21 protein-coding genes are annotated in these 24,769 nt (G+C 54.1%); 9 read left to right on the forward strand and 12 right to left on the reverse strand.

Features of this window, described 5'->3' with window-relative positions; genetic code table 11:
* Positions 1-64: 64 nt before the first annotated feature.
* Complete coding sequence (radD, locus tag CTZ24_RS15165; RefSeq protein ID WP_208723948.1) at positions 65-1,819, reverse strand: DNA repair helicase RadD; 1,755 nt, start codon at positions 1,817-1,819, stop codon at positions 65-67.
* A gap of 168 nt (positions 1,820-1,987) precedes the next feature.
* On the opposite strand from radD, the gene rsuA reads away from it, so the two are divergent.
* The 3 genes from rsuA (at position 1,988) to CTZ24_RS15180 (ending at position 4,611) form a co-directional block, all read left to right on the forward strand.
* Positions 1,988-2,710, forward strand: a complete 723-nt coding sequence (gene rsuA / locus CTZ24_RS15170) for a 16S rRNA pseudouridine(516) synthase RsuA (protein WP_208723949.1) — start codon at positions 1,988-1,990, stop codon at positions 2,708-2,710.
* A gap of 12 nt (positions 2,711-2,722) precedes the next feature.
* Entirely contained in the window at positions 2,723-3,919 is a 1,197-nt protein-coding gene (locus CTZ24_RS15175) for a Bcr/CflA family multidrug efflux MFS transporter (protein WP_036626795.1), read from the forward strand.
* 365 nt (positions 3,920-4,284) lie between these two features.
* Entirely contained in the window at positions 4,285-4,611 is a 327-nt protein-coding gene (locus CTZ24_RS15180; RefSeq protein WP_021185021.1) for a YejG family protein, read from the forward strand.
* Here CTZ24_RS15180 and yejF read toward each other — a convergent pair.
* The 9 genes from yejF to yeiP form a co-directional block, all read right to left on the reverse strand.
* The gene (gene yejF / locus CTZ24_RS15185) at positions 4,608-6,197 is read right to left on the reverse strand and encodes a microcin C ABC transporter ATP-binding protein YejF (protein ID WP_208723950.1); all 1,590 of its coding nucleotides are present in this window, start codon (positions 6,195-6,197) and stop codon (positions 4,608-4,610) included. The two genes, CTZ24_RS15180 and yejF, sit on opposite strands and share 4 nt — an antisense overlap.
* Positions 6,198-7,220, reverse strand: a complete 1,023-nt coding sequence (locus CTZ24_RS15190; protein WP_021185019.1) for an ABC transporter permease — start codon at positions 7,218-7,220, stop codon at positions 6,198-6,200.
* Positions 7,220-8,314 (reverse strand): microcin C ABC transporter permease YejB, encoded by a 1,095-nt coding sequence (locus tag CTZ24_RS15195; RefSeq protein WP_208723951.1) that lies wholly within the window; start codon positions 8,312-8,314, stop codon positions 7,220-7,222. The genes CTZ24_RS15190 and CTZ24_RS15195 overlap by 1 nt, the downstream gene beginning before the upstream one ends.
* Positions 8,315-8,324: 10 nt before the next feature.
* Entirely contained in the window at positions 8,325-10,133 is a 1,809-nt protein-coding gene (locus tag CTZ24_RS15200) for an extracellular solute-binding protein (RefSeq protein ID WP_208723952.1), read from the reverse strand.
* Between the two features lie 65 nt (positions 10,134-10,198).
* Entirely contained in the window at positions 10,199-11,767 is a 1,569-nt protein-coding gene (gene pdeN, locus CTZ24_RS15205) for a cyclic di-3',5'-guanosine monophosphate phosphodiesterase PdeN (RefSeq protein ID WP_208723953.1), read from the reverse strand.
* 298 nt (positions 11,768-12,065) lie between these two features.
* Complete coding sequence (gene mepS, locus CTZ24_RS15210) at positions 12,066-12,641, reverse strand: bifunctional murein DD-endopeptidase/murein LD-carboxypeptidase (protein ID WP_013509814.1); 576 nt, start codon at positions 12,639-12,641, stop codon at positions 12,066-12,068.
* A 516-nt stretch (positions 12,642-13,157) separates the two neighbouring features.
* Positions 13,158-13,865, reverse strand: coding sequence for a phosphatase PAP2 family protein (locus tag CTZ24_RS15215; protein WP_208723954.1), 708 nt, complete (start codon positions 13,863-13,865; stop codon positions 13,158-13,160).
* Between the two features lie 44 nt (positions 13,866-13,909).
* Positions 13,910-14,884: a CobW family GTP-binding protein gene (locus tag CTZ24_RS15220; protein ID WP_208723955.1), complete on the reverse strand. Its 975-nt coding sequence runs from the start codon at positions 14,882-14,884 to the stop codon at positions 13,910-13,912.
* A gap of 109 nt (positions 14,885-14,993) precedes the next feature.
* Positions 14,994-15,566, reverse strand: a complete 573-nt coding sequence (gene yeiP / locus CTZ24_RS15225; RefSeq protein ID WP_021185013.1) for an elongation factor P-like protein YeiP — start codon at positions 15,564-15,566, stop codon at positions 14,994-14,996.
* Positions 15,567-15,820: 254 nt separating this feature from the next.
* Here yeiP and CTZ24_RS15230 point away from each other — a divergent pair, with 254 nt between their 5' ends.
* The 4 genes from CTZ24_RS15230 (at position 15,821) to fruA (ending at position 20,127) form a co-directional block, all read left to right on the forward strand.
* The gene (locus CTZ24_RS15230; RefSeq protein WP_036626791.1) at positions 15,821-16,075 is read left to right on the forward strand and encodes a YkgJ family cysteine cluster protein; all 255 of its coding nucleotides are present in this window, start codon (positions 15,821-15,823) and stop codon (positions 16,073-16,075) included.
* A 278-nt stretch (positions 16,076-16,353) separates the two neighbouring features.
* Positions 16,354-17,484, forward strand: a complete 1,131-nt coding sequence (fruB, locus tag CTZ24_RS15235; protein WP_021185011.1) for a fused PTS fructose transporter subunit IIA/HPr protein — start codon at positions 16,354-16,356, stop codon at positions 17,482-17,484.
* Positions 17,481-18,419, forward strand: coding sequence for a 1-phosphofructokinase (fruK, locus tag CTZ24_RS15240; protein WP_021185010.1), 939 nt, complete (start codon positions 17,481-17,483; stop codon positions 18,417-18,419). The genes fruB and fruK overlap by 4 nt, the downstream gene beginning before the upstream one ends.
* Before the next feature lie 16 nt (positions 18,420-18,435).
* On the forward strand, positions 18,436-20,127 hold the full coding sequence (fruA, locus tag CTZ24_RS15245; protein ID WP_208723956.1) for a PTS fructose transporter subunit IIBC: 1,692 nt from the start codon (positions 18,436-18,438) through the stop codon (positions 20,125-20,127).
* 55 nt (positions 20,128-20,182) lie between these two features.
* On the opposite strand, the gene nfo is transcribed toward fruA, so the two are convergent.
* Together nfo and CTZ24_RS15255 are read right to left on the reverse strand one after the other, a co-directional pair.
* On the reverse strand, positions 20,183-21,028 hold the full coding sequence (gene nfo, locus CTZ24_RS15250; RefSeq protein WP_021185008.1) for a deoxyribonuclease IV: 846 nt from the start codon (positions 21,026-21,028) through the stop codon (positions 20,183-20,185).
* 39 nt (positions 21,029-21,067) lie between these two features.
* Positions 21,068-22,129: a YeiH family putative sulfate export transporter gene (locus tag CTZ24_RS15255; RefSeq protein WP_208723957.1), complete on the reverse strand. Its 1,062-nt coding sequence runs from the start codon at positions 22,127-22,129 to the stop codon at positions 21,068-21,070.
* Positions 22,130-22,238: 109 nt separating this feature from the next.
* Between CTZ24_RS15255 and yieE the strand changes: the two genes are divergently transcribed.
* On the forward strand, positions 22,239-23,105 hold the full coding sequence (gene yieE, locus CTZ24_RS15260; protein ID WP_208723958.1) for a DNA-binding transcriptional regulator YeiE: 867 nt from the start codon (positions 22,239-22,241) through the stop codon (positions 23,103-23,105).
* A gap of 123 nt (positions 23,106-23,228) precedes the next feature.
* Complete coding sequence (locus CTZ24_RS15265; protein WP_208723959.1) at positions 23,229-24,695, forward strand: amino acid permease; 1,467 nt, start codon at positions 23,229-23,231, stop codon at positions 24,693-24,695.
* The last annotated feature ends 74 nt before the right edge of the window (positions 24,696-24,769 follow it).

The following is a 24,769-nucleotide window of genomic DNA, read 5'->3' on the forward strand; positions in this document are numbered from 1 at the left end:
TGCGGATGCAAAAGCGGGCGGCATTATAGCCGCTATCCCGGCGCCGGGCAAATGATTCCGTGGCTTATCGCAGCTCATTGGCGCGGCGATAACGCCCCTGATAATCAAACACCTTTTCGCGAACCTGCCAGAAATGGCCTTTCGCGCGCGCGACGACAAAATCAGGGTGGCGCAATAACGGCTGCAACGCCACCACATCAGCGGCGGTCTGCCATCCCAGCGGTACGCCAGGCGCGCGCTGATGCGGGCGCATAAACAGTTGCTCAAAGGCTTTGCGCTGTGCGGGCGTATGCAGACGGAAGCGCTCACTTACATCCAGCCCATCTTCATCGTAGTAGGTGGCCTTTAACCATTCACCTTTCTCGTCTCGTCCTTGCGTCAGCGTCATACCGCCACAGCGTAATACCCGGGCATCTTTCAGCTTCAGCGCCGCTTTCAACATATCGTCGGGATCGACCAGCACCTTGTCACACTGGTGACAGCGGCGCGCAGCTATATCGTTTTCCGCACCACAATCCGGGCAGCTTTTAAAGCGGAAACGGTAATCACATTGTTCGCGTGCGCCGTCGTCATCTTCCAGTACTCCCTGGCAGCGGCGACCAAAATGCTCAATCACATGGCCATCGGCGGTGGCTTTGCCCCAGAAGGTGTTGGCGAAGCCGCAGGCCGGACAAAACACCTGCACGGGTTGGTTGTCACTGGCACCTTTAGGCGCACCGACTTCTGGCGTAAAAAGATCATGCGGGTTGCCAGCGTAATCGAGGATCAGGCAATCGGTTTTGCCGGGGGCAAGCCGCAGGCCGCGCCCGACAATCTGTTGATACAGGCTGACTGATTCGGTCGGACGCAGGATGGCGATCAGATCGACATGGGGGGCATCAAATCCGGTGGTCAGCACCGCAACATTGACCAGATATTTCAGTTGCTGTGCTTTAAAGGCGTTAATCAGCCGATCGCGCTCTTTCACGGCGGTTTCTGCCGAAACCAGCGCGCTATCCTCTGGCAATAACGTCAGCACTTCCCGCGCATGTTCGACGGTGGCGGCAAAAATCATCACCCCGCGTCGATCCTCGGCAAATTCCACGATCTGCTGAATGATATGCGGCGTGACGCGTTGTTGTTGTTTCAGCTCGCGATTCAGATCGGCTTCGCTGAACAGGCCATTGTTTTGCGGAATCAGGCGACTGAAATCATATTGCACCACCGGCATATCCAGCCGCTCAGGTGGCACCAGAAAACCGTGCTTGATCATATAACGCAACGGTAATTCGTAGATGCAGTCGCGAAACAAGGCATGGTTATCGCCGCGCACCATGCCGTGATAATGAAACTGATAGATCCAACCCTTACCGAGGCGGAAAGGCGTGGCCGTCAACCCCAGCAGACGGAGTTGTGGGTTATGTTGGCGCAGATGGTTGAAGAGTTGCTGATACTGGCTTTCACTCTGGTCACTGATGCGGTGACATTCATCGACGATCACCAGTGAAAAGGCGCTATCGAAGCGGTCAAGGTTGCGCGCCACCGACTGTACGCTGCCAAACACCACTTTGCGTTCACTTTGTTTGCGTTGCAGACCGGCGGCGAAGATGTCAGCCTCCAGGCCGTATGCCTGATATTTGCTGTGGTTCTGCTCCACCAGTTCTTTGACATGTGCCAGCACCAGCACCCGTCCACGCGCCAGTCGGGCCAGCTCGGCGATGACCAGGCTTTTGCCCGCACCGGTAGGCAGCACAATGACGGCGGGCGAAGCATGCTGGCGGAAGTGCGCGATGGTCGCATTAACCGCCTCTTGTTGATAGGGGCGCAGGGTGAAGGACATCGGAAAAAACTTTTTTCTGAAACGGGCGCGCATTATGCCATGAAAGGGCGTGAAACGCAGGATCAGCTCTGTTAGCCGCCGAAGGTTCAGGCTATACTGCCCTCACATTTTCAACGGATAAAAACACCGTTTCAGTTTCCCTCCGCAGTAAACAGGCAAAGCGAATTCATGCGACTCGACAAATTCATATCTCAGCAACTGGAAATCAGCCGTGCCATTGCCGCGCGTGAAATCCGCGCGAAAAAAATCACCATCAATGGCGAAGTGGTACGCGACACCGCCTATAAAGTGTTGCCGGATGACGAAGTCGAATACGACGGCAATCCACTGGTGCAGCAGCACGGCCCGCGTTATTTCATGTTAAACAAGCCACAGGGTTATGTTTGTTCCACCGATGATCCGGATCACCCGACCATTCTGTTCTTTATTGAAGAGCCAATGGTTGGGAAGCTGCATGCGGCAGGGCGTCTGGATATCGATACCACCGGTCTGGTGCTGCTGACGGATGACGGTCAGTGGTCGCATCGTATTACGTCACCGCGTCATCACTGCGAAAAAACCTATCGTGTTGGCGTGGAGTTGCCGATAGATCCGGCTCTGGTAGAAAAGTTTGCCACCGGCGTGCAACTGCACAATGAAAAAGATCTGACTAAACCGGCTACGCTGGAAATTGTTGGCCCGCAGGAAGCGTTGCTGACCATCAGCGAAGGGCGTTATCACCAGGTAAAACGCATGTTTGCCGCGGTAGGTAACCATGTGGTGACGCTGCACCGTGAACTCATTGGCGAAATCGTGCTTGATGCGGAGCTTGCGGAAGGTGAGTACCGGGAATTGACTGAAGAAGAAGTTGCCAGCATTGGCTTACCTGACGAATTAAAACAGCAAAAATAGCGGGAGCATGTGGTGCCAAAGGAAAAGAATTCACCGGTCGGGTTAGTGGTTATTCTCGGATTGCTGGCGATGCTGATGCCGCTCTCCATCGACATGTATCTGCCCGCTATGCCGCAAATTGCCCGCCAGTTTGCTGTTTCGTCTGGCAGCGTACAGATGACGTTAAACCTGTATATCTTCGGCTTTGCGATTGGTCAGTTGGTGTATGGGCCACTGGCCGACAGCTATGGCCGTAAACCGGTGATTGCCCTTGGCACCTTGATTTTTGCCTGTGCGGCGGCGGCATGTGCGTTGTCGCAAACCATTGATCAACTGATCTTCATGCGTTTTCTGCACGGCCTGTCAGCTGCGGCGGCCAGTGTGGTGATCAACGCCCTGATGCGTGACAGCTACTCGAAAGAGGATTTCTCGCGCATGATGTCGTTCGTGATGCTAATCACCACCATTGCACCCTTGATGGCACCAATTATCGGCGGCTGGTTGTTGCTGTTATGGAGCTGGCACGCCATCTTCTGGACACTGTCGATTGCCGCTATTGTCACCACGGTGCTGGTGGTCACGCAAATCCGCGAGACGCTAAAACCGGAGCAGCGCCAGCGTTTTCACCTGCGTACCACACTGGGGAATTTTGTCGCATTGTTCCGCCATAAACGCGCTTTCAGCTATATGCTGGCGAGCGGATTCTCCTTTGCCGGATTGTTTGCTTTCCTCAATGCCGGTCCCTTTGTTTACATCGAGGTGAACCACGTCTCGCCGCAGAATTTTGGTTACTACTTTGGCCTCAACGTGGTGTTCCTGTTTGTGATGACGTTAATCAACAGCCGTGCCGTGCGCCGCTTTGGGCCACTGGCGATGTTCCGCATTGGTCTGGTAATCCAGTTCTGCATGGGAATTTGGCTGCTGGTGGTGAGCGCGCTTAACCTAGGTTTTCTGCCGCTGGTACTGGGAGTAGCGATGTTTATCGGCTGCGTCTCAACGGTATCTTCCAACGCGATGGCGGTGGTGCTGGATGAGTTTCCACATATGGCTGGCACGGCATCCTCGTTGGCGGGCACCTTACGTTTCGGTGTCGGTGCGCTGGTTGGGGCATTGTTGTCAATGATCAATGTCAGTAGCGCCTGGCCGATGGTGGCGACTATCGCGCTGTGCGCCACCGTTTCAATTGCGTTGTTCAGTTACGCTTCACGACCCCGCCACGCCAGCGCCTGACCTGTTAACATCCCCCCAACTCGTAACAGCGCGATTTATCGCGCTGTTCTGCAATTTGCGCGATAAATCACGTCGCTACGGTTTATGTAATACCTTTTCTGTTTGTAATGTTTCCATATTGTGAAAATTAATAAGTAAAAAAGTAACGTTATTGCGTCTAAAATGATTGTTAACTGCCGCCGAACAGGGTACATATAGCGATAAATGCGAGCAAACTCGCAAATAATAACTCTGCTACATGCTTTGTGTTTAAAACGAGAAGGCTAACCTTGACGTCCGTATTCTGAGTTAACCAGGAAAAAGGATTCACTGCGTGTGCGCCGTTCGTTGTGAATAACGTTAACGTCTCTGGGGATTACGTATCTATGCTGCAACTTTCCGTTGTGCATCGTCTGCCGCAACATTACCGCTGGTCGCTTGATCATGCTGGTGAGATTGAGCGCCAGGAATCTGCCGATGCTGAAAATGACCAGGATCTGGTGGCGTTACGCCTGCTTAGCCACGACGGCCATCCGGCAATGGAGATTCTGCGTCAGTTGCAGGATACGCTGGCGCAGATTCAGGTTGAGTGCAAGATCGCCCAATGTGAAGGGCAGCCCTGCCTGCTGATCCAGCGTGGTGACGAAAGCGCCACGAATTGCTGCCTGAAGAATCAGGGTGTCGCCATCGCGGAAACTTTTGACGGTCATTAAATCAGGCTTTCAACCTGCGCGGATGCCAACAGCTGCCGCGTATATTCCTGCTGTGGCGCATCAAATAGCGCATCACATTCACCTTGCTCCACCACCTCTCCCTGGCGCAGCACAATCAGCTGATGGCACAGGGCGCGCACCACCTGCAAATCGTGGCTGATAAACAGATAAGCCAGCTGATGTTGTTGCTGTAAACGACGTAGCAGGCTAAGTATCTGTTTTTGCACCGAGCGATCGAGCGATGAGGTCGGCTCATCCAACACCATCAGTTGTGGCTCAAGAATTAACGCCCGCGCGATAGCAATGCGCTGACGCTGGCCGCCGGAAAATTCAGCCGGATAGCGTGTACGGCTTGCCGCATCCAGTCCGACTTCCTCCATTACCGCTATCACTTTGGCTTCCTGCTCGGCGGCGCTGAGAGAGGGGCGATGTACTGCCAGGCCTTCGGCGATAATCTGCTGCACCGTCATCCGTGGGTTAAGTGACGAGTTAGGATCCTGAAACACCACCTGAATTTTTTCCCGCAGCGGTAACAACTGCTTCGCTGACAACTGATGCAACGGTTGATTATCGAACCAGATTTCCCCACGCGCCGCAATCAGGCGCAGCAGTGCCAGCCCGGTGGTGCTTTTGCCGGAGCCGGACTCACCCACCAGGCCAAGACTTTCGCCGCGCCGCAAGGTAAAACTCAGATCCTGCACCGCCGTTTTCTCCGCCACGGTACGTTTTAGCAGGCCACGGCGCACCGGAAAGCCGACATGCAGATTCTTTACCTGCAACAGCGGGAGAGTGTCGCTGAGAGGGGCGGGCCTGCCATCTGGCTCCTCTGCCAGCAATTCTCGGGTATAGGCGTGCTGTGGCTGGCTGAACAGCGCAGCGCAACGGTTATGTTCGACTTCCCGGCCATTACGCATCACGGTGACGCTATGTGCCAGCTGACGCACAATGTTGAGGTTGTGGGTGATAAACAGCATCCCCATATTCAACTCGCGTTGCAACTCGCGCAGCAGTTGCAGGATCTGCGCCTGTACCGTGACATCCAGTGCGGTGGTTGGCTCATCGGCAATCAGCAATTTTGGTTGAGTCAGCAGCGCCATCGCAATCATGACGCGCTGGCGTTCACCGCCGGAGAGTTGATGAGGGAAATCCTGCAAACGCGTTGCGGCCTGGCGGATGCCAACACGATCAAGGCAGCTAAGGATCTCCGCCCGTGCCGCTTCACGCCGCATCCCCCGATGCAGCGACAGCACCTCATACAACTGCTTTTCTACGCTGTGCAGCGGATTGAGCGATACCATTGGCTCCTGGAAAATCATCGCCATCTGGTTGCCGCGCAAGCCACGCAACGTGCGTTCGTTGGCCTGCAACAGGTTCAGCCCATTAAACAGAATCTCGCCTTGTGGATAGCTGACCGGCGGCTGCGGCAGCAAGCGCATAATCGACAGCGCGGTGACACTTTTCCCAGAACCGGATTCGCCGACCAGCGCCAGGGTTTCACCCGCATCAATGCGCAGCGAAATATCCTCCACCACGGTGCGTTGTTGAAACGCAACAGCGAGGTGATTGACGGTCAGTAAGTTGCTCATTTAGCTCCCCCGGCTTGGATCAAAGGCATCGCGTACCGCTTCACCAATAAAAATCAGCAGCGACAGCAAAATGGCCAACGCAAAAAAGCCCGATAACCCGAGCCACGGCGCCTGCAAATTATTCTTACCCTGCAACAGCAACTCGCCCAGCGACGGTGAACCCACTGGCAGACCAAAGCCAAGGAAATCGAGTGAGGTCAGCGTGGTGATCGACCCGCACAGAATAAAGGGCAAAAAGGTTAAGGTGGCGACCATCGCGTTAGGTAGCATATGGCGCAACATAATGCGGCTGTCACTGACGCCCAGCGCGCGTGCTGCACGAATATAGTCAAAGTTGCGGGTGCGTAGAAATTCTGCCCGGACCACGCTGACCAGACTCATCCAGCCAAACACCACCGTCACCAGCAACAGCCACCAGAAACCCGGCTGAATGACGCTGGAAAGTAAGATTAATAAAAACAACGATGGCATGCCGGACCACACTTCAATCAGGCGCTGCCCGACTAAATCGACGCGTCCGCCGAAATACCCCTGCACCGCGCCGACCACGATGCCAATCACGCTGGAGAACAGCGTCAGCAGCAGACCAAACAGCAACGAAATCCGCGTGCCATACAACAGGCGGGCCAACACATCGCCGCCGTTAGCATCGGTGCCGAGCCAGTTCTGCGTCGACGGAGGAGAAGGGAAGGGGACATTGGTTGCAAAGTTGATGGTGCTGTCACTGAAACGAATCGGTGCCCAAATGGCCCAGCCTTGTTGAGCAAGGCGTTGTTTCAGCCACGGGTCCTGATAATCCGCCGGGGTCGAAAAATCCCCGCCATAATCGCTTTCGCTGTAGTTAAACAGCAGCGGAACATACCAGCGCTGCTGATAATGCACCAGCAACGGTTTATCGTTAGCCAGTAACTCGGCACCCAGCGACAGCAGGAAAATAATCAGGAAAATCCACAGCGACCAGTAACCCCGTCGATTGTGGCGAAAACGCTGCCAGCGCTGCTGGTTTAATGGGGACAAGCGCATCAGCGACCCTCAAAATCAATGCGTGGATCGACCAGGGTGTAGGTCAAATCACTGAGAATATTCATCAGCAGGCCAATCAGCGTGAAAATATACAACGTGCCAAACATCACCGGATAATCACGTTGGATGGTGGCATCGTAGCCCAACAGGCCAAGGCCATTAAGGGAGAACATCACCTCAATCAGCACCGAACTGGTGAAGAACATGCTGATGAACGTGGCGGGAAAACCAGCAATGACCAACAGCATGGCGTTGCGGAACACATGGCCATACAGGATGCGTTTTTCATCAAGGCCCTTCGCGCGTGCGGTCACTACATATTGTTTGCGGATTTCATCGAGAAAAGAGTTTTTGGTCAGCATGGTCAGGGTGGCAAAACCGCCAATCACCGTCGCCAGCACCGGCAGCGTAATATGCCACAGGTAATCGGTAATTTTGCCGTACCACGGCAGGCTGTCGAATTGGGGTGATGTCAGGCCGCGCAGTGGGAACCAGTCGAGATAGCTGCCCCCGGCAAATAACACAATTAAAATCACGCCGAACAGAAACGCCGGAATCGAGTAACCAATAATGATAAAGCTGCTGCTCCAGATATCAAAAGCGCTGCCGTTACGGACCGCTTTCTTGATACCGAGCGGAATGGACACCAGATAAATAATTAACGTGCTCCATAACCCAAGGCTGATGGAGACCGGCAAACTTTCTTTGATTAACTGGAGCACCGACGAACTGCGGAACAGGCTGTCGCCAAAATCGAAGCGCACGTAATTCCACAGCATCTCCACATAGCGTTGCCACATCGGCTTATCGAAGCCGTAGCGCTTTTTGATCTCGGCAATCACTTCAGGGTCAAGGCCGCGTGCGCCGCGATACTGACTATCGCCGGGATTATCACGGCTTAGCGCACCACGCGCTCCGCCACTGTCGCCAGCTGGCGCGCCGGGTATCCCACTACTGTGACCAAACTGAATATTCGCCAGCGCCTGATCCACAGGCCCACCCGGTGCGATTTGGACGATAAAAAAGTTGAGCGTGATAATGGCCCACAAGGTGGGGATGATCAGCAGTAATCTGCGCAGGAAATAAGCACCCAAACCGCACTCCTCAGCGTCGATCGGCCGGCAAACGCGCGGCTTTGTTCACATCGTACCACCAGTTTTCCAGCCCGGTGGCGAAGGCGGGCTTGATTTCGGGGTGCGAGAATTTATTCCAGTATGCCAGCCGTTGTTCGGCGTTGTACCACATCGGGATCATATAGGCGCGCCACAGCAGGATGCGATCCAGCGCCTGACCGAGCGGCAGCAGCGCTTTCTCATTGCCCTGATCCGCGACTATCTGTTGCACGAAGTGATCAACAACCGGATCTTTCACCCGCGCGGTGTTCCAGGTTGATTCGATATATTCAGACTGCCAGATGGTTTGCAGATCAGTCGATGGCCACGGCATCGCGTAATAGGTTGATGGCGTCATATCGTAATCACCGTGGCGCAGGCGACGCAGATATTGTGAGCTGTCTACCTGACGCAGGGAGACCTGAATGCCCAGTCGCGCCAGACTGTGCTGGAACGGTAGGGTCCAGTCATTGTTTGAACCGCTGTTCAGCAGTAGCTCAAAGCGGAATGGTTGACCGGTTTTCGAATTGACCAACTGCTGGTTTTTAATCTCCCAACCGGCTTCTTTCAGCAGGTTCATGGCTTTCAGCAAATTGTCACGATCGAAACCGCTACCATCGGAGCGGGGGGGCGCATACTCATTGGTAAACACTTCCGGCGGCAGTTCGCTTTTGTAAGGTGCCAGCAAAATCAGTTGTGCGGCGTCGGGGTAACCTTTTGCCGCATACGCGGTGTTCTGGAAGTAGCTGCTGGAGCGTTTATACGCACCGTAGAACAACGCCTTATTCATCCATTCAAAATCAAAGGCAAGGCTCATCGCCTGACGTACCCGTAAATCCTGAAACAATGGCTTTTCATTATTGAATGCCAGCCAACTGGTATTGGTGGAGACATCATTCGGCGTGACCTGTTTGACGATGGCGTGGTTGTCAAAATTGCGGCCACGATATTGCGTTGCCCATTTCTTGGCGGAACCTTCAAGACGCAGGTCGAAGGCACCGGCTTTAAAGGCCTCAAACGCCACATTATCGTCGAGATAGTAGTCGTAACGGATAGTGTCGAAATTAAAACGACCGCGATTCACCGGAAGATTGGCGGCCCAGTAATTTTTCACCCGGCTGTACTGAATAAACTGCCCGGATTTATACGACGTGACGCGATAAGGGCCACTGGCAAGGGGGGGATAACCAATGGGTTCGTTGAATTTTTTATCCTGCCAGAATTTTTGCGGCAACACCGGCAGCGTCAGCCAACTGAGGGCTAAGTCTTTATCCGGCTTGGGCAGATCTATCCGCACCGTGAGGCGGTTCAGCGCTTTGACTTCAACGCCGCGAAATGCCACACGGAACTGCGGCACACCTTCGGTCATAAATTTCTGAAAGGTGAAGGCGACATCCTGCGCGGTAATCGGCGTGCCATCCTGGAATTGCGCGTGTGGGTTAATGGACACTTCCATCCAGTGGAAATCACTGGGATAGCGAGCGGATTCAGCAATCAGAGGATAGTAACTGGCTGGCTCATCATCGGAGGTGGTGAACAGACCGTCGTACAGCGTATCGGTCGCAGCGCCGGGATTGCCGCGCGAAGCGTAACGGTTGAAGTTGTCAAAGGTGCCGATCACCGCCAGCGTTAGCTTGCCACCTTTCGGCGCTGCCGGGTTGGCATAATCATAATGGGTGAAGTTCACCTCATATTTTGGATCGCCCAGCTTGGCGAAGGCATAGCTTTCGTTGATGGTTTCCGCATGTACTGACGACATGACACAGCCAATCAATAACGCTGTGATTAAACGAAGCAGCATAAGAGGGACGCTCTCCTTTCGTTATCCGCACCTTATGGTAGCAGTTTCATGACGTTCGCGTGACGTTAACCCGCAGCAGCCAGTTGCTGCTGATAATAATTCACCAGATTCTCCGGTTTCAGCGGGCGGCTAAACAGATAACCCTGCAAATGCGTCACCCCCCGATTAACCAGCCAGGCCGCCTGGTCACCGGTTTCCACCCCTTCCGCCACGGTTTTCAGATTGAGTTTTCTTGCCAGCAGTAGCACTGCATCCAGCACTGGTGACGTGACGGTTTCGGTACCGATGCTTTGTACAAAACCACGGTCAATCTTAAGATAGTCGAAGGGATATTTTTCGAGGTAAATCAGGGCGCTGTGTCCGGTACCAAAATCATCAATCGCAATTTTGATGTCGTTATCATGCAACCAGGCAAAGATTTCACCTGCGTTTTTCTCCTTCACCATGGTGCGTTCGGTAATCTCAAACACATAGTTGAAGTGATTGGGCGGCATGTCGGCAATCCAGTCCTGCACATCACGTCGGAAACTGTCGGAAGCGAGGTGCAACGGTGACAGGTTGAGACCCATGCGGGTGCCACGCGGTAATTGATGACACATCTCATGAGCATCACGCGCGACCAATTTAAACAGATGACGGGTGAGGGGGATAATCAGGTTTTGGGCTTCAGCGTAGCTGATAAATGCATCGGGCGGGATCATGCCTTCGCTGGGATGAGTCCAGCGTAGCAGGGCTTCCACACCATAGGGTTTGCCGTCTTGTGCGGTGACCAGCGGCTGATACTCAACGTGAAACTGACCTCGTTTGATGCCCTGCATAATCTCTTTGCTGGGGTGTTGATGAATCGTCAACAGCAACCAGCAGGCACCACCCACCAGCAGTGAAAATAACATGCCGCTGAGAACAATCAGGTGATAATCCGGTGCGGCGAGGGTGGAGCCAAACAGGACAAACTGCATGGTGCCCTGATTAAACGTAATACTTGCCAGAGACGGGGGTAAATCGCTTACGTGCACCACTTGGTTACTGCCGCTTAATATAGCCCGATCACCGACTATCAGCGCCATGCCGGTGATTTCTGGATGGTAAGAGGCCAGTAGCTGATAAGGCGTAAGGCTGAGGTTCATGGTAGTGAGAATGCCGGTTTCTTCGTTGCCGGGATTTTTCATCCACAATACCAGCGCCGGTTTTTTGGGTTGCAGCGGCGTGCCTTCCATTAAGCGCAGATCGCTGTCGCGCTCCAGTTCCGATTCCGGGGAGATATCCCCCACCGGCAACAGGAAGGCCCCGGTGGCGGATGAACAATAGGCGTTACCATGACGCACCAACAGGATGGCACGAATATTACCGGCGAAGGCGGCGCGTGAGGTAAGCTCGCGACCAACGCTGTTGCACTCCAGTTGGGTGTATTGCTGAAGTGGATAAAGGGTATTGACCAGAGTTGTCATCACCTGTTGTAAATCGTCCCGACTATGAGACAACAGCAACGTATGCTGCTGAACTCTTTTTTGCCAGGTCATCGTTAACAGGACAGTGACAAACAACAGAAAGAACACGGCGCCGACGATCACGCTGCTCCAGGCGATTCGGCGCGAATAGGTTGCATGACGTTTTAACGTCCCCGACAGTGGCATGGAGTGAATTCCCCTTGTCTTGCCATTTTATTATGTTAACCGCGCACTACTGCTATCTGGTGTCTTCCCGTCTTCCGTCTGGTTGCTGCTGCGTCTTTCGCCGCTGTGCAACCCGATTTGATGAGGGTAAGTAAGTGAACGAGAATATAACGAGAGCGCGAGAAAAGTCTCGTTATATTTCTGATTCTCAATTACTTTTTATCGATTCTGAGGGAGAAAAAAACGACAGGCGAAAAAAAACGCTGCCGGGGCAGCGTCTTCTGATTCTCTGGCTGAGAGGATCTTCAAAGGGGATTGATTAGCTGGGATTACGCCCTAAAACACGCCGTGCTTCACGGTAACGTGCCTTCCAGTAACTCTCGTTGAGACTGGAGATCATCACACCACTGCTGGTGGATGCGTGTACAAAATTATCATTACCCAGATAGATGCCGACATGGCGACCGGTTGAACCGGCGCGGAACAGCACTAAATCACCAGGGCGCAGTTTTGTACGAGAGACCTGCTTACCGGTATCTTCCTGTTCATAAGTTGAACGCGGAAGATCTAACCCAAACTGCTCACGAAAGGTGCGCTGAACAAAAGCGGAACAATCGATGCCGCGCTTGGTATCACCGCCTAAGCGATAACGCACGCCTTTCCAGTCATCGTATTGGTCCATGATGCGGGATTTGATATCCACATTCCGCACCATCTGTTCGAATTCATCCTGAGACGCCTGAAGTAAAAAACCATTCTGGTTGTTAACTTCATGATTCTCGTTATTCGCGTTCTGCCCGTTATGGGTACTGCTACATGCTGATAAGAGCGTTGCTAATGCTACTGCCGGAATAATCCGTCTGAGGTATCTCAGTATTGGTTGAGACTTGACCATTATGGGTGTTTTCCTTCGAAATCCTTACGACAAAATGTCGCCAGCCAGATGACAAAACGAGTCGAGATTAATAAGAGCGACCAGCTAAGACAATTCCTTAATTACTAAAATGTGTTAATGCACACATTTTTGTTGCCTTCGGAACCACATTTTATGCTGTTCAGCTACTGATTGCGTTTGAGGTTAACCGATTACAGACCGCGTGGCGAGTGCTTTTATATAAATTTTTATAGGTTTTTTCGATGTGAAATCAATCTGTAACACAATGGCTACTTTATCGACAACTGGCAGCGATTAAACAGGGAAATAGCGGCAGGATCAGGGGCTAATTCTGGCGTTAAGGCCGATTTTAAGAGGGTTCTGACTGGACAGATTAAGAAAAAGCCTGGTCTACAACAGATCACACCATAATCTTTTCTTTTTACTGATAACTACTTAGCGAGCTAATAATCTATTTAGGGTTTCATTAAGCGCGAGCGATCACTATTTTGTTGTTTGATCACTCGCGCTAAACAATTACGCTTGCGGCTTATATTTACCCGGCAAGCTTCGATACAACCAGTTAACTAATTTGTCACTGGCCGGCGTTAATAACCACCAGCTCAGGCCCACCAGTACGACGGACAGTGAACCGACAGCGATATCAGTGAACCAATGCGCACCAGCCATTACACGCGGCAAACCAAACACGAATACGATCACCAAACCCACCAGGAAAGCGCGGAAGCCGAAATAGCGCCACATAAAGCAGGCAAAGATAATCAGCATCATACCGTGGTCGCCAGGGAAGCTATCGCTGGATGCATCTTTAGCGGGAATGCCAGTCAGTTCGCTGACGCGATGGACGTTTTCAAAGAACAGCGTCGGGCTGACGTGTTGCACGGGCAGCAGATGACCCAGTTGGTTCAGCACCACCGCAGTCAGTAGCATGGTGACGCCGATTGCCAACATCCGGCGACGGCCCTGCGGTGTTTCGCGACGCCAGAACCACAGATAGAGCAGCCCCATTGCCAGCAGTGACACCAGGTCAAAACCGCGAAAGTTGGTGATCGCCACCAAAATCGCAAAGCCGTGGTGTACCACCATCTGATCGTTGAAACCAAAGAAGATGGCTTTATCAAGCCCAAACCAGAAGCCGTGGTCGGGCGGCAAATACCAGGAAAAGAAAATCACCACACCCAGCACATTCAACAGCAGGATGGTGAGAAGACGAGAAGCGCGCATAGTTCAACTCAAAAAAAGAAAAATAACGGGGAAACCTACCGCAGTTATTTTAAACGAATCTTCAACAAGCCGGACTGCAAAATGTTCCAGTCGACGGGCTGATGGTGGATTAATTCAATGCGACTATCAGGTGGTGTGGTGGGACGCGTTTCAATAAACAGGTCCTCACCCTGACGATTAATGGTGACCAATCCGTCAGGCGTACGCAGCACGCCTTTCACCCTGTCCACTGGCGCAAGCCGCGCCCATTCAAGGGCTGGGAGGGTATCGAACACCGTGTCAGCATCGAAAATCCAGCCGCAGGAAGCATAACCCTGACCATCATTTAGCGCGCGTCGCCAGCGCGCCTGACCATCAAGTTTCAGCGCCGCCAGCCCTTGCGGGCGAGATTCTGGGTGGTGATGTTGTGCTTGGGGAACCGCACGATCCGCCAAACCCTGTTGCCTGAGTAGCGCGGGATCGATCTGGCCCAAGGCCGCTTCTACCCACTGACGATCGCCAAGGTTTTGCTGTTTCCAGGCAGTAAGCCGTTGCCGATCCTCTGCATGCCAACGGTCACTTTTGGTTGCAACCACGATATCGGCGGCACTGAGTTGATCGCGGAAGTTTTCATTCTGCACAATGCGTTCGTCAGCCAGATGCCGCGGATCGAGCAGCGTCAGCGTAGCATCAACCTGTAACCAGGGTTGATAGACGGCAGCGCGTAGCATATCAAGTAATTGTCGGGGATGGCCCAACCCGGTAGGTTCAATCAGCAGGCGGTCAGGTTTGGTTTGCTTCAGCAGCATATTCAGGCCAACCTGCAATGGCAGGCCGTTGACGCAGCACATACAACCGCCAGGGATCTCCTTGAGCGTGGCTCCGCGATCGGCGAGCAGCGCGCCATCAATACCAATTTCGCCAAACTCATTCACCAGCACTGCCCAATTTTCGCCGGGCGGCTTATTGGCGAGTAGATGTAGCAGGGCGGTGGTTTTGCCGCTGCCGAGAAATCCGGTAATCAGATTTACATGCGTCACAATTCTGCCTCAATCATCGAGAACAACGTGCGCAGGAGATCACTCCCCGGCGCAGCCAATAGATTGTTATACTATAACATTTGTGGCGCGCCGGACAGTCAGGGTGTGCTTAATCAGCACGTCCCATATAACGACGTTCCGCGATATGAATGCGGATGCGTTCGCCATTACTGAGATATTCCGGAACCTGGATAACCAGACCGGTGCTCATTCCGGCGGGTTTGGTGCGCGCGCTGGCGGAAGCGCCTTTGATGCCCGGTGATGTGTCAACAATTTCCAGGTCAACGGTTTGTGGCAGTTCCAGTGCCAGCAACTGACCATCCATCGTCAGTACCTGCATGCCAGGCATACCGCCTTCAGGAATAAACAGCAGCTCTTCTTCAATCTGCTCTTTTTTGAAGGTGTATGGCGTGTAGTCTTCATCATCCATAAACACGTATTCGTCACCATCTATATAAGAGAAGGAGACAAAGCGACGGGTCAGGGTGATCGCTTCCAGAATATCGTCGCCTTTGAAGCGTTCTTCCACTTTCATGCCGGTACGCACGTCGGTAAAACGCATCTTGTATAGGGTTGACGCGCCACGCGCGCTGGGGCTTTGAATATCGATGTCTTTCACCAGCAGCAGTTTGCCATTCCAGGTGACAGCCATCCCTTTTTTAACTTCGTTTGCCTTTGGCATCGTGTGTTACTCGCTAAGAGAGAATTGATCGCGCCACGTTACCCGCGCCGGTAAAAACAGGCAAGCGGACTGGCGCAAATTTTCCCATCTTGTAGGGAATTCGGGCATATTGTGTAGCGGCGCGATTTATCGCGCGGTTTTTTATACCCAAAGGTCAAAAGAGCGCGATAAATCGCGCCGCTACGGGAAATGAAGTGGCGTTCCCACAGGTAGCCTGCTATTGTCGCCGCGAAATCCCGGTGCAGGTACCTGTAATGTTGTGTCGTGACCAGTGCGGTGCCTGTTGCACAGCTCCCTCCATCTCATCTCCCATTCCTGGCATGCCCAATGGCAAACCGGCCAATACCCCCTGCATTCAGCTTGATGCCCAGCAACGCTGTAAAATATTTGGTTCACCGTTACGCCCGGCGGTGTGCGCGGGCCTGCAACCCAGCGCCGAAATGTGTCACACCAGTCGCGCTGAGGCCATGATTTATCTGCTGAAATTAGAAGCGGATACCGCGCCCTGAAGATTTGCTGATATTTTGCTGAAATGGTGGCTTTAACTGCCGCTGGCGTTACAGCAAAACCGTCAGCGTTGCATCTGGCGAAAATCCTAAATCACATCTGAAGTGTGCGTAGCGTCAAAAATCTGCTACGTCGATTACGCATTTTCTTGCCTGTCGGGCAGAGCTGTACCATATTCCCTGAAACGTTTCAGCGTTGTCGTCCCGGCTAAGCCGATGTCGTACAGCGTATTTTTTCGCCATCAAGCTGAAACGATTCAATTCAGCAAGCGAGGAGAGATATGTTCCAGCTCGAAGTTCAGGCCATTCATACCGGTGCCAGCGCACAGAACAAAGAAGAAGCCATTCGTCAGGTCGCGGCAGCGTTAACCGCTGCGGGCAATGTAGCGGAAGGCTACGTTAATGGCATGTTGGCGCGCGAACAGCAAACCACCACATTTCTCGGCAACGGCATTGCCATCCCACACGGTACGACCGACACCCGCGATTTGGTGCTGAAAACCGGCGTGCAGGTGTTCCAGTTCCCGCAGGGTGTGGCGTGGGGCGACGGCCAGACGGCGTATGTCGCCATCGGTATTGCCGCGAAATCCGACGAACATCTCGCCTTGCTGCGTCAGCTGACCCATGTACTCAGCGATGACAGCATTGCCGAGCAGCTGAAAACTGCATCGGCAGAAGATCTGCGTGCGCTGCTGATGGGTGAAAAGCAGGCGGCGGAATTCAAATTCGATACTTCCTTGATTGCAGTCGATGTTGCTGCCAGTGACCTGATGACGTTGCAGGCACTGAACGCCGGTCGTTTACAGGCGGCAGGTGCCGTGGATGCTGGTTTCGTTGCCAGCGTGGTATCAAACGCGCCGTTGAGTCTCGGCCAGGGCATCTGGTTGAGCGATAGCGCCATCGGCAACCTGAACAGCGCCGTGGCCGTCAGCCGTGCGGCAACACCGTTTGACCACGCCGGTGAAAACGTGGCGCTGTTGGTGACCGTGGCAGCCAGCGACGACCGTCCGCTGGAAGTGCTGGGCTACCTCAGCAGCTTACTGCATGCCAATAAAGCTGAACGTCTGCTGAAAGCCGATGCTGCCGGGATTCTGGCGTTGCTGACCAGCGAAGTGGACGAACAAGCCGATATGCTGACCGCTGAATACACCATCCGTAACGAACACGGTTTGCATGCCCGTCCGGGTACCGCGTTGGTCAGCGTGATCAAACAGTTTAACAGCGACATCACCGTCACCAACCTTGACGGCAGCGGTAAACCCGCCAATGGTCGCAGCCTGATGAAAGTGGTTGCGTTGGGTGTGAAGAAAGGTCATCGCCTGCGCTTTACCGCCAGCGGTGAAGATGCACAGCAGGCACTGAATGCCATTGAAGAGGCCATTAATAGCGGCCTGGGCGAGGGGGTAGCATGAGTCGTCGCGTAGCCACCATCACACTTAACCCGGCTTATGATCTGGTCGGCTATACGCCGGAGATCGAGCGCGGGGAAGTTAACCTGGTCAAAACCACCGGCCTGCATGCCGCAGGTAAAGGCATCAATGTCGCGAAAGTGCTGAAAGACTTAGGCATCGATGTCACCGTGGGTGGTTTTCTTGGTAAAGAGAACCAGGACGGCTTTCAGCAGCTGTTCAGCGAGCTGGGTATCGCCAACCGTTTTCAGGTGGTGCAGGGCCGTACCCGTATCAACGTCAAGCTGACGGAAAAAGACGGTGAAGTGACCGACCTGAACTTTTCCGGTTTTGACGTCACCGCCCAGGATTGGGAGCGCTTCACCGCCGACTCTCTGACCTGGCTTGGTCAGTTCGACATGGTGTGCGTCAGCGGCAGCCTGCCAGCAGGGGTGGCGCCGGAAGCCTTTACCCAGTGGATGAGCGATCTGCGCACCCAATGTCCGTGCATCATTTTCGACAGCAGCCGTGAAGCGCTGGTGGCAGGTCTGAAAGCCGCGCCGTGGTTGGTAAAACCCAATCGCCGCGAACTGGAGATTTGGGCGGGGCGTAAGCTGCCGACGCTGAAAGATGTGATTGACGCCGCGCATGAGCTGCGCGAGCAGGGCATAGCCCATGTAGTGATTTCACTCGGAGCAGAAGGGGCGCTGTGGGTGAATGCTTCAGGCGAATGGATTGCCAAACCGCCTGCGTGTGAAGTGGTCAGCACCGTAGGTGCCGGGGATTCAATGGTTGGTGGACTGATTTATGGCCTGCTGATGCGCGAATCCAGTGAACACACCCTGCGTCTTGCAACGGCAGTGGCGGCTATGGCCGTCAGCCAGAGCAACGTTGGGGTTACCGATCGTACCCAGTTGGCCGCGATGATGGCGCGTGTTGACTTACAACCCGTTAACTAACAGCAGGAGAGGTATAATGAAAACGCTGCTGATTAAAGATTCTTCCCTGGGCCTCGCCTCAGGTCATTTAGCGATGGAAAGTTTGCGTGCGGTTGCGGCGCAGGCTGGTCTTACCCTTACAGAAAATGCTGCTGACGCCGATCTGGTGCTGGTGGCGGGTCACAACGCCCCGAGCGATGCACAGCTGGCAGGCAAATCACTGGCGCTGGTGGATGTTCAGCAGCTGCTGCGCGATCCGCTGGCGACAATCAGCCAGGCGAAAGCCAACGCCCAACCGGTGCAAAGTGCGGTTGCCGCCCCGGCTGCGGTACAGAGCAGCGGGCCGAAACGCATCGTTGCTGTCACCGCTTGCCCGACTGGCGTAGCGCATACCTTTATGGCTGCCGAAGCCATTGAAGCTGAAGCTAAAAAACGTGGCTGGTGGGTGAAAGTGGAAACCCGCGGTTCCGTGGGTGCGGGTAACGCTATCACCCCGGAAGAAGTGGCAGCTGCCGATCTGGTGGTGGTTGCGGCCGATATCGATGTGGATCTGGCGAAATTCGCCGGGAAGCCGATGTACCGTACCTCAACCAGCCTTGCGCTGAAGAAAACCGCGCAGGAACTGGATAAAGCCCAGACCGAAGCCAAAACTTACCAGCCAAGCGGTGCGCGTGCTTCTGGCGGCCAGGAAGATAAGCAGGAAAAAACCGGTGCTTATCGTCACCTGTTGACCGGCGTGTCGTACATGCTGCCGATGGTGGTGGCTGGTGGTCTGAGTATTGCGCTCTCCTTCGCCTTCGGTATCACCGCGTTTAAAGAGCCGGGCACCCTCGCCGCTGCGCTGATGCAGATTGGTGGCGGCAGCGCCTTTGCCCTGATGGTGCCGGTGCTGGCAGGCTTTATCGCCTTCTCCATTGCTGACCGCCCGGGTCTGACGCCAGGTCTGATCGGCGGGATGATCGCGACCAGCATTAACGCCGGTTTCCTGGGGGGTATCATCGCCGGTTTCATTGCCGGTTACGCCGCGAAGATGCTGAGCAGCAAAGTGAAGTTGCCGCAAAGTATGGAAGCGCTAAAACCGATTCTGATTATTCCGCTGGTTGCCAGTCTGATCACCGGCCTGTTGATGATTTACGTGGTAGGCAAACCGGTAGCGGGCATCATGAGCGGCCTGACTCACTGGCTGGCGAACATGGGTACGGCGAACGCTGTCCTGCTGGGCGCTATCCTCGGTGGCATGATGTGTACCGATATGGGTGGTCCGGTGAACAAAGTGGCCTACGCATTTGGTGTGGGACTGCTGAGCTCGCAGACTTACGCACCGATGGCCGCGATTATGGCCGCCGGTATGGTGCCACCGCTGGCGATGGGTCTGGCGACTATTGTTGCGCGTCGTAAATTCAACAAAGGTCAGCAGGAAGGTGGCAAAGCTGCGCTGGTACTGGGCCTGTGCTTTATCTCTGAAGGTGCGATTCCGTTCGCAGCGCGTGATCCGATGCGTGTCCTGCCATGCTGTATCGTTGGTGGGGCGGTGACCGGTGCGATTTCGATGGCAATTGGCGCGAAGCTGATGGCACCACACGGTGGTCTGTTCGTGCTGCTGATTCCAGGGGCGATTACGCCGGTACTGGGTTACCTGATGTCCATCGTGATTGGTACAGCGGTGGCGGGCCTTGGCTACGCTATCCTGAAACGCCCGGAAGAAGAGCTGGCAACCAAAGCCGCCTGATTTAACGCCAACACCAGGAAAAGCAAAGGGGCGAACCGTAAGGTCGCCCCTTTTTTTATCCTTGCTGTTCCGACTTCAGCCAGGCAATTTCGTCTTTCCAGATGTCCGGGTTGATAGTCTCCAGAATCATCGGGATACCATCAAAGCGTGCATCTTTCATCAGCCAGCTAAACACGGTTTTACCGATATTGCCTTCGCCAAGGCTGTGATGACGGTCAACACGGCTGCCGAGGGTGCTCTTGGCATCATTCAAATGCATCCCGCGCAGATACTGAAAACCAACAATGCGTTCAAACTCAGCAAAGGTCGCGACACAGGCCTCTTCCGTACGCAGGTCATAACCCCCGGCAAAGGCATGGCAGGTATCAATGCACACGCCAACGCGTGATTTATCCTCGACGTGTTCAATGATGGTCGCGAGATGTTCAAAGCGGAAACCGAGGTTGCTGCCCTGACCGGCGGTGTTTTCAATCACGGCTGTAACGTTGTGCGTCTGCTCCAGCGCGATATTGATCGACTCCGCGATACGTTTCAGGCAGGCCTCTTCTTCAATTTGTTGCAGATGGCTGCCCGGATGGAAGTTCAACAACGTCAGGCCAAGTTGTTCAGCGCGTTGCATTTCATCAATAAAGGCATCACGGGATTTTTCCAGGGCGTCCATCACCGGGTGGCCAAGGTTAATCAGATAGCTGTCGTGCGGCAAAATCTGGCCTGGCGTGAATTTATACGTCTCGCAGGCGCTTTTGAACGCATCAATCACCTCGCCGGAGAGGGGGGCGGCGCGCCACTGGCGCTGATTTTTGGTGAACAGCGCGAAAGCTGTGGCTTCCAGTTCGTGGGCACGGATCACTGCCTGGTCTACGCCGCCTGATGCACTGACATGTGCGCCGATATATTTCATGCCGCTCTCCTGAATGGGCTGGGTTTTGCAAAACGCCCATCATAGCGGATGTACCTGGGCCATGAAATGTTGCACCAGCACATTCAGTGCGCCGCCACCGATAATCAGCCAGATAAACACCATCGATCCCAGCAGCAGAGGTTTAACGCCAGCCTGCTTCAACGCGCTAAAGCGGGTGGTCAAGCCAAGCGCGGCCATCGCCATCGCCAGCATCAGGTTTGTCAGTTGGTTGATGCCACCCACAACGTTGGCAGGCAACAGATGCAATGAGTTAAACAACGCCACGCCAATAAACAGCAGGGCAAACCACGGAAAGGCCACCGGTTGAGAACGCGTACTGCTGTGACTGCGCTGACGGCGTAACCAACTGCCCAGCACCAGCAGAAAAGGGGCCAGCATCATCACGCGCAGCATCTTGGCGATCACCGCGTTGTTTTCCGCATCCGCGCCGATAGCATGACCGGCAGCGACTACCTGAGCCACTTCATGCAGCGTCGAACCGGTGTAGATGCCAAAATGCGCTTCACTGACCGGCGGTATCAGCGTCCAGATCACCGGATATAACAGGATGCCAAGGGTGCCAAACAGCACCACGGTGGCGACCGCGACGGCCACTTTTGACGGCTCGGCTTTGATAATCGGTTCGCTGGCGAGTACTGCCGCTGCCCCACAGATGCTGCTACCCGCACCAATCAGCCACACGGTTTCGCGATCCATTTTCAGCAGGCGAATGCCGAGAAAACAGGTCAACATGAAAGTCGAGCTGAGCACCAGCACATCAATCAACACGCCACTCAGGCCAACATCACCAATTTGCTGTAGGGTAATGCGAAAGCCATACAGAATAATGCCGAGACGCAACAGACGCTGTTTCGCCAGCAGCACGCCGCTATCACATTGGCTGGCCAGACGGGGATACAGGCTGTTCCCGAGCAGGATGCCCAAAATAATCGCCAGCGTTAATGCACCAAACCCTGCGCCAGCCAGCCAGGGCTGCTGAGCCAGTAACGCGGCACAGCCCGCAATGGCGGCAGTCAGCAGCAAGCCGGGTAGCCAGTGATGAAAGGGAAACGGGGTTTTGCTTACGCTTATGTCAGCCATACACTCCTCCTTAGTAGGTCTTTAGCGTGCGCCTGGCTGGCTTAAAAGTGAAATTGATAATATATTTATAATTAACCATTATAAGTGGTAAGCAATGTGAGGAGGACGCGTGCACATTACGCTGCGTCAGATCGAGGTTTTTACTGAAGTACTGAAAAGTGGCTCAACGACGCAGGCGTCGCAGGTTTTGGCGCTGTCGCAGTCGGCGGTAAGCGCCGCGCTGGCGGATTTGGAAAGCCAGCTTGCCGTGCAACTGTTTGACCGGGTCGGCAAACGTCTGGTGTTAAACGAGCATGGTCGTCTGCTTTATCCGCGCGCCGTTGGGTTACTGGAGCAGGCTGGCGAAATCGAGCAGCTGTTTAAAGAGGACAACGGGGCGATCCGTCTGTTCGCCAGCAGCACCATCGGCAACTACCTGTTGCCGGGCATGATTGCGGCGTATCGGCGCGATTTTCCCGCGCTGCCGCTGGAACTGAGCGTGGGTAACAGCCAGGATGCCATCAATGCAGTGGCTGATTTCCGCGTGGATATTGGTCTGATTGAAGGGCCATGCCATATGCCGGAATTGATTAGCGAACCCTGGCTGGAAGATGAGTTGGTGGTGTTTGCCGCGCCAGATGCCGCCATCCTGCAACAACCGATCACCCTGGCAAGTCTGGCGGCTGCCCCCTGGATCCTGCGTGAGCGCGGTTCCGGTACGCGTGAAATCGTCGATTATCTGCTGCTGTCGCATTTGCCGCAGTTCCAACTGGGTATGGAATTGGGGAATTCCGAGGCGATCAAACACGCGGTGCGCCACGGGATGGGCATCAGTTGCCTGTCACGGCGGGTGATTGCTGATCTGCTGGAAGCCGGCACGTTGGTTGAGGTAGCGGTGCCGCTGCCGCGTCTGACACGCACCCTGTATCGCATCCATCATCGGCAGAAACACCTGTCAAAAGCACTCAACCGTTTCCTGACGTATTGCCGCGAGTAAACGCAACTGGCTAATAATTTTGTAACGATTATGAACGTAACTAATAACCCGACGTGAATGCTATACAGAGCAGGCTTAGCTGCTACAATCGCGCCTTATTTTTATTCAGCATAGCGTTTACACATGCATAATGACTCAAAAACAACACAACAACCTGGGCTGCGCCGTGAATTAAAAGCGCGCCATCTCACTATGATCGCCATTGGCGGATCGATCGGCACTGGTCTATTTGTCGCCTCGGGTGCCACCATTTCTCAGGCTGGTCCGGGCGGTGCGCTGCTCTCCTATGCGCTGATCGGGCTGATGGTTTACTTCCTGATGACCAGCCTCGGCGAACTGGCCGCCTTTATGCCAGTGTCCGGTTCCTTTGCCACCTACGGTGCCAAATACGTGGAAGAGGGCTTCGGCTTCGCGCTGGGTTGGAACTACTGGTACAACTGGGCAGTGACCATCGCGGTCGATCTCGTCGCTTCTCAGCTGGTAATGAACTACTGGTTCCCGGATACCCCCGGCTGGATCTGGAGCGCGCTGTTCCTCGGCCTGATGTTCCTGCTCAACTACATCTCGGTTAAAGGCTTTGGTGAAGCGGAATATTGGTTCTCGCTGATTAAAGTCGCCACCGTGATTATCTTTATTGTGGTCGGCGTGTTGATGATCGTCGGCATTATGCGTGGCGCGGAAAATGCGGGCTGGCATAACTGGACGGTAGGGGATGCGCCGTTTGCTGGTGGTTTTGCCGCGATGATTGGCGTGGCAATGATTGTTGGTTTCTCCTTCCAGGGTACCGAACTGATTGGTATCGCTGCGGGAGAGTCTGAAGATCCGGCGAAGAATATTCCGCGTGCGGTACGTCAGGTGTTCTGGCGTATCCTGCTGTTTTACGTGTTCGCCATTCTGATCATCAGCCTGATTCTGCCGTATACCGATCCTAAGCTGCTGCATAACGACATCACCGATATCAGCATCAGCCCGTTCACCCTGGTGTTCCAGAATGCCGGTTTGCTGTCTGCGGCGGCGGTGATGAATGCGGTGATCCTGACGGCGGTGTTGTCAGCGGGTAACTCTGGCATGTATGCCTCGACCCGTATGCTGTTCAATCTGGCGCGTGAAGGTAAAGCCCCGCGTATTTTTGGCAAACTGTCGAAAGGCGGTGTGCCGCGTAACGCGCTGTATGCCACCACCGTGGTTGCCGGGCTGTGCTTCCTGACCTCGAAATTTGGCAACCAGGAAGTTTATCTGTGGTTGCTGAACACCTCGGGTATGACCGGCTTTATCGCCTGGTTGGGCATTGCCATCAGCCACTATCGTTTCCGTCGCGGCTATATGGCGCAGGGCAGGGATCTGGCGGATTTACCCTATCGCTCAGGTTTCTTCCCGCTTGGACCGATCTTCGCGTTTGTGCTGTGTCTGATTATTACACTGGGCCAGAATTATCAGGCGTTCCTGGCAGACCGTATTGACTGGTACGGCGTGGCGGCAACCTATATCGGTATTCCACTGTTCCTGGTGATTTGGTTGGGTTACAAGCTGGTGCGTGGCACCCGTTTTGTGAAATACAACGAAATGGATTTCCCGACGTTTAAAGAGTGACGTAATAAAGAGAAATGCGCGGCAAAGTCCGCGCTTTTTTTTGCTTCTTTGTAACAGAGATAAAATTGATAATT

This window comes from Pantoea phytobeneficialis (assembly GCF_009728735.1).
GTDB lineage: Bacteria > Pseudomonadota > Gammaproteobacteria > Enterobacterales > Enterobacteriaceae > Pantoea > Pantoea phytobeneficialis.

Coding starts and splice junctions, on each gene's coding strand:
- radD (WP_208723948.1), bottom strand. CDS start 1,819: ATGTCCTTCACCCTGCGCCCCTATCAACAAGAGGCGGTTAATGCGACC.
- rsuA (WP_208723949.1), top strand. CDS start 1,988: ATGCGACTCGACAAATTCATATCTCAGCAACTGGAAATCAGCCGTGCC.
- CTZ24_RS15180 (WP_021185021.1), top strand. CDS start 4,285: ATGCTGCAACTTTCCGTTGTGCATCGTCTGCCGCAACATTACCGCTGG.
- yejF (WP_208723950.1), bottom strand. CDS start 6,197: ATGAGCAACTTACTGACCGTCAATCACCTCGCTGTTGCGTTTCAACAA.
- CTZ24_RS15190 (WP_021185019.1), bottom strand. CDS start 7,220: ATGCGCTTGTCCCCATTAAACCAGCAGCGCTGGCAGCGTTTTCGCCAC.
- CTZ24_RS15200 (WP_208723952.1), bottom strand. CDS start 10,133: ATGCTGCTTCGTTTAATCACAGCGTTATTGATTGGCTGTGTCATGTCG.
- pdeN (WP_208723953.1), bottom strand. CDS start 11,767: ATGCCACTGTCGGGGACGTTAAAACGTCATGCAACCTATTCGCGCCGA.
- mepS (WP_013509814.1), bottom strand. CDS start 12,641: ATGGTCAAGTCTCAACCAATACTGAGATACCTCAGACGGATTATTCCG.
- CTZ24_RS15215 (WP_208723954.1), bottom strand. CDS start 13,865: ATGCGCGCTTCTCGTCTTCTCACCATCCTGCTGTTGAATGTGCTGGGT.
- yeiP (WP_021185013.1), bottom strand. CDS start 15,566: ATGCCAAAGGCAAACGAAGTTAAAAAAGGGATGGCTGTCACCTGGAAT.
- CTZ24_RS15230 (WP_036626791.1), top strand. CDS start 15,821: ATGTTGTGTCGTGACCAGTGCGGTGCCTGTTGCACAGCTCCCTCCATC.
- fruB (WP_021185011.1), top strand. CDS start 16,354: ATGTTCCAGCTCGAAGTTCAGGCCATTCATACCGGTGCCAGCGCACAG.
- fruK (WP_021185010.1), top strand. CDS start 17,481: ATGAGTCGTCGCGTAGCCACCATCACACTTAACCCGGCTTATGATCTG.
- fruA (WP_208723956.1), top strand. CDS start 18,436: ATGAAAACGCTGCTGATTAAAGATTCTTCCCTGGGCCTCGCCTCAGGT.
- nfo (WP_021185008.1), bottom strand. CDS start 21,028: ATGAAATATATCGGCGCACATGTCAGTGCATCAGGCGGCGTAGACCAG.
- CTZ24_RS15255 (WP_208723957.1), bottom strand. CDS start 22,129: ATGGCTGACATAAGCGTAAGCAAAACCCCGTTTCCCTTTCATCACTGG.
- CTZ24_RS15265 (WP_208723959.1), top strand. CDS start 23,229: ATGCATAATGACTCAAAAACAACACAACAACCTGGGCTGCGCCGTGAA.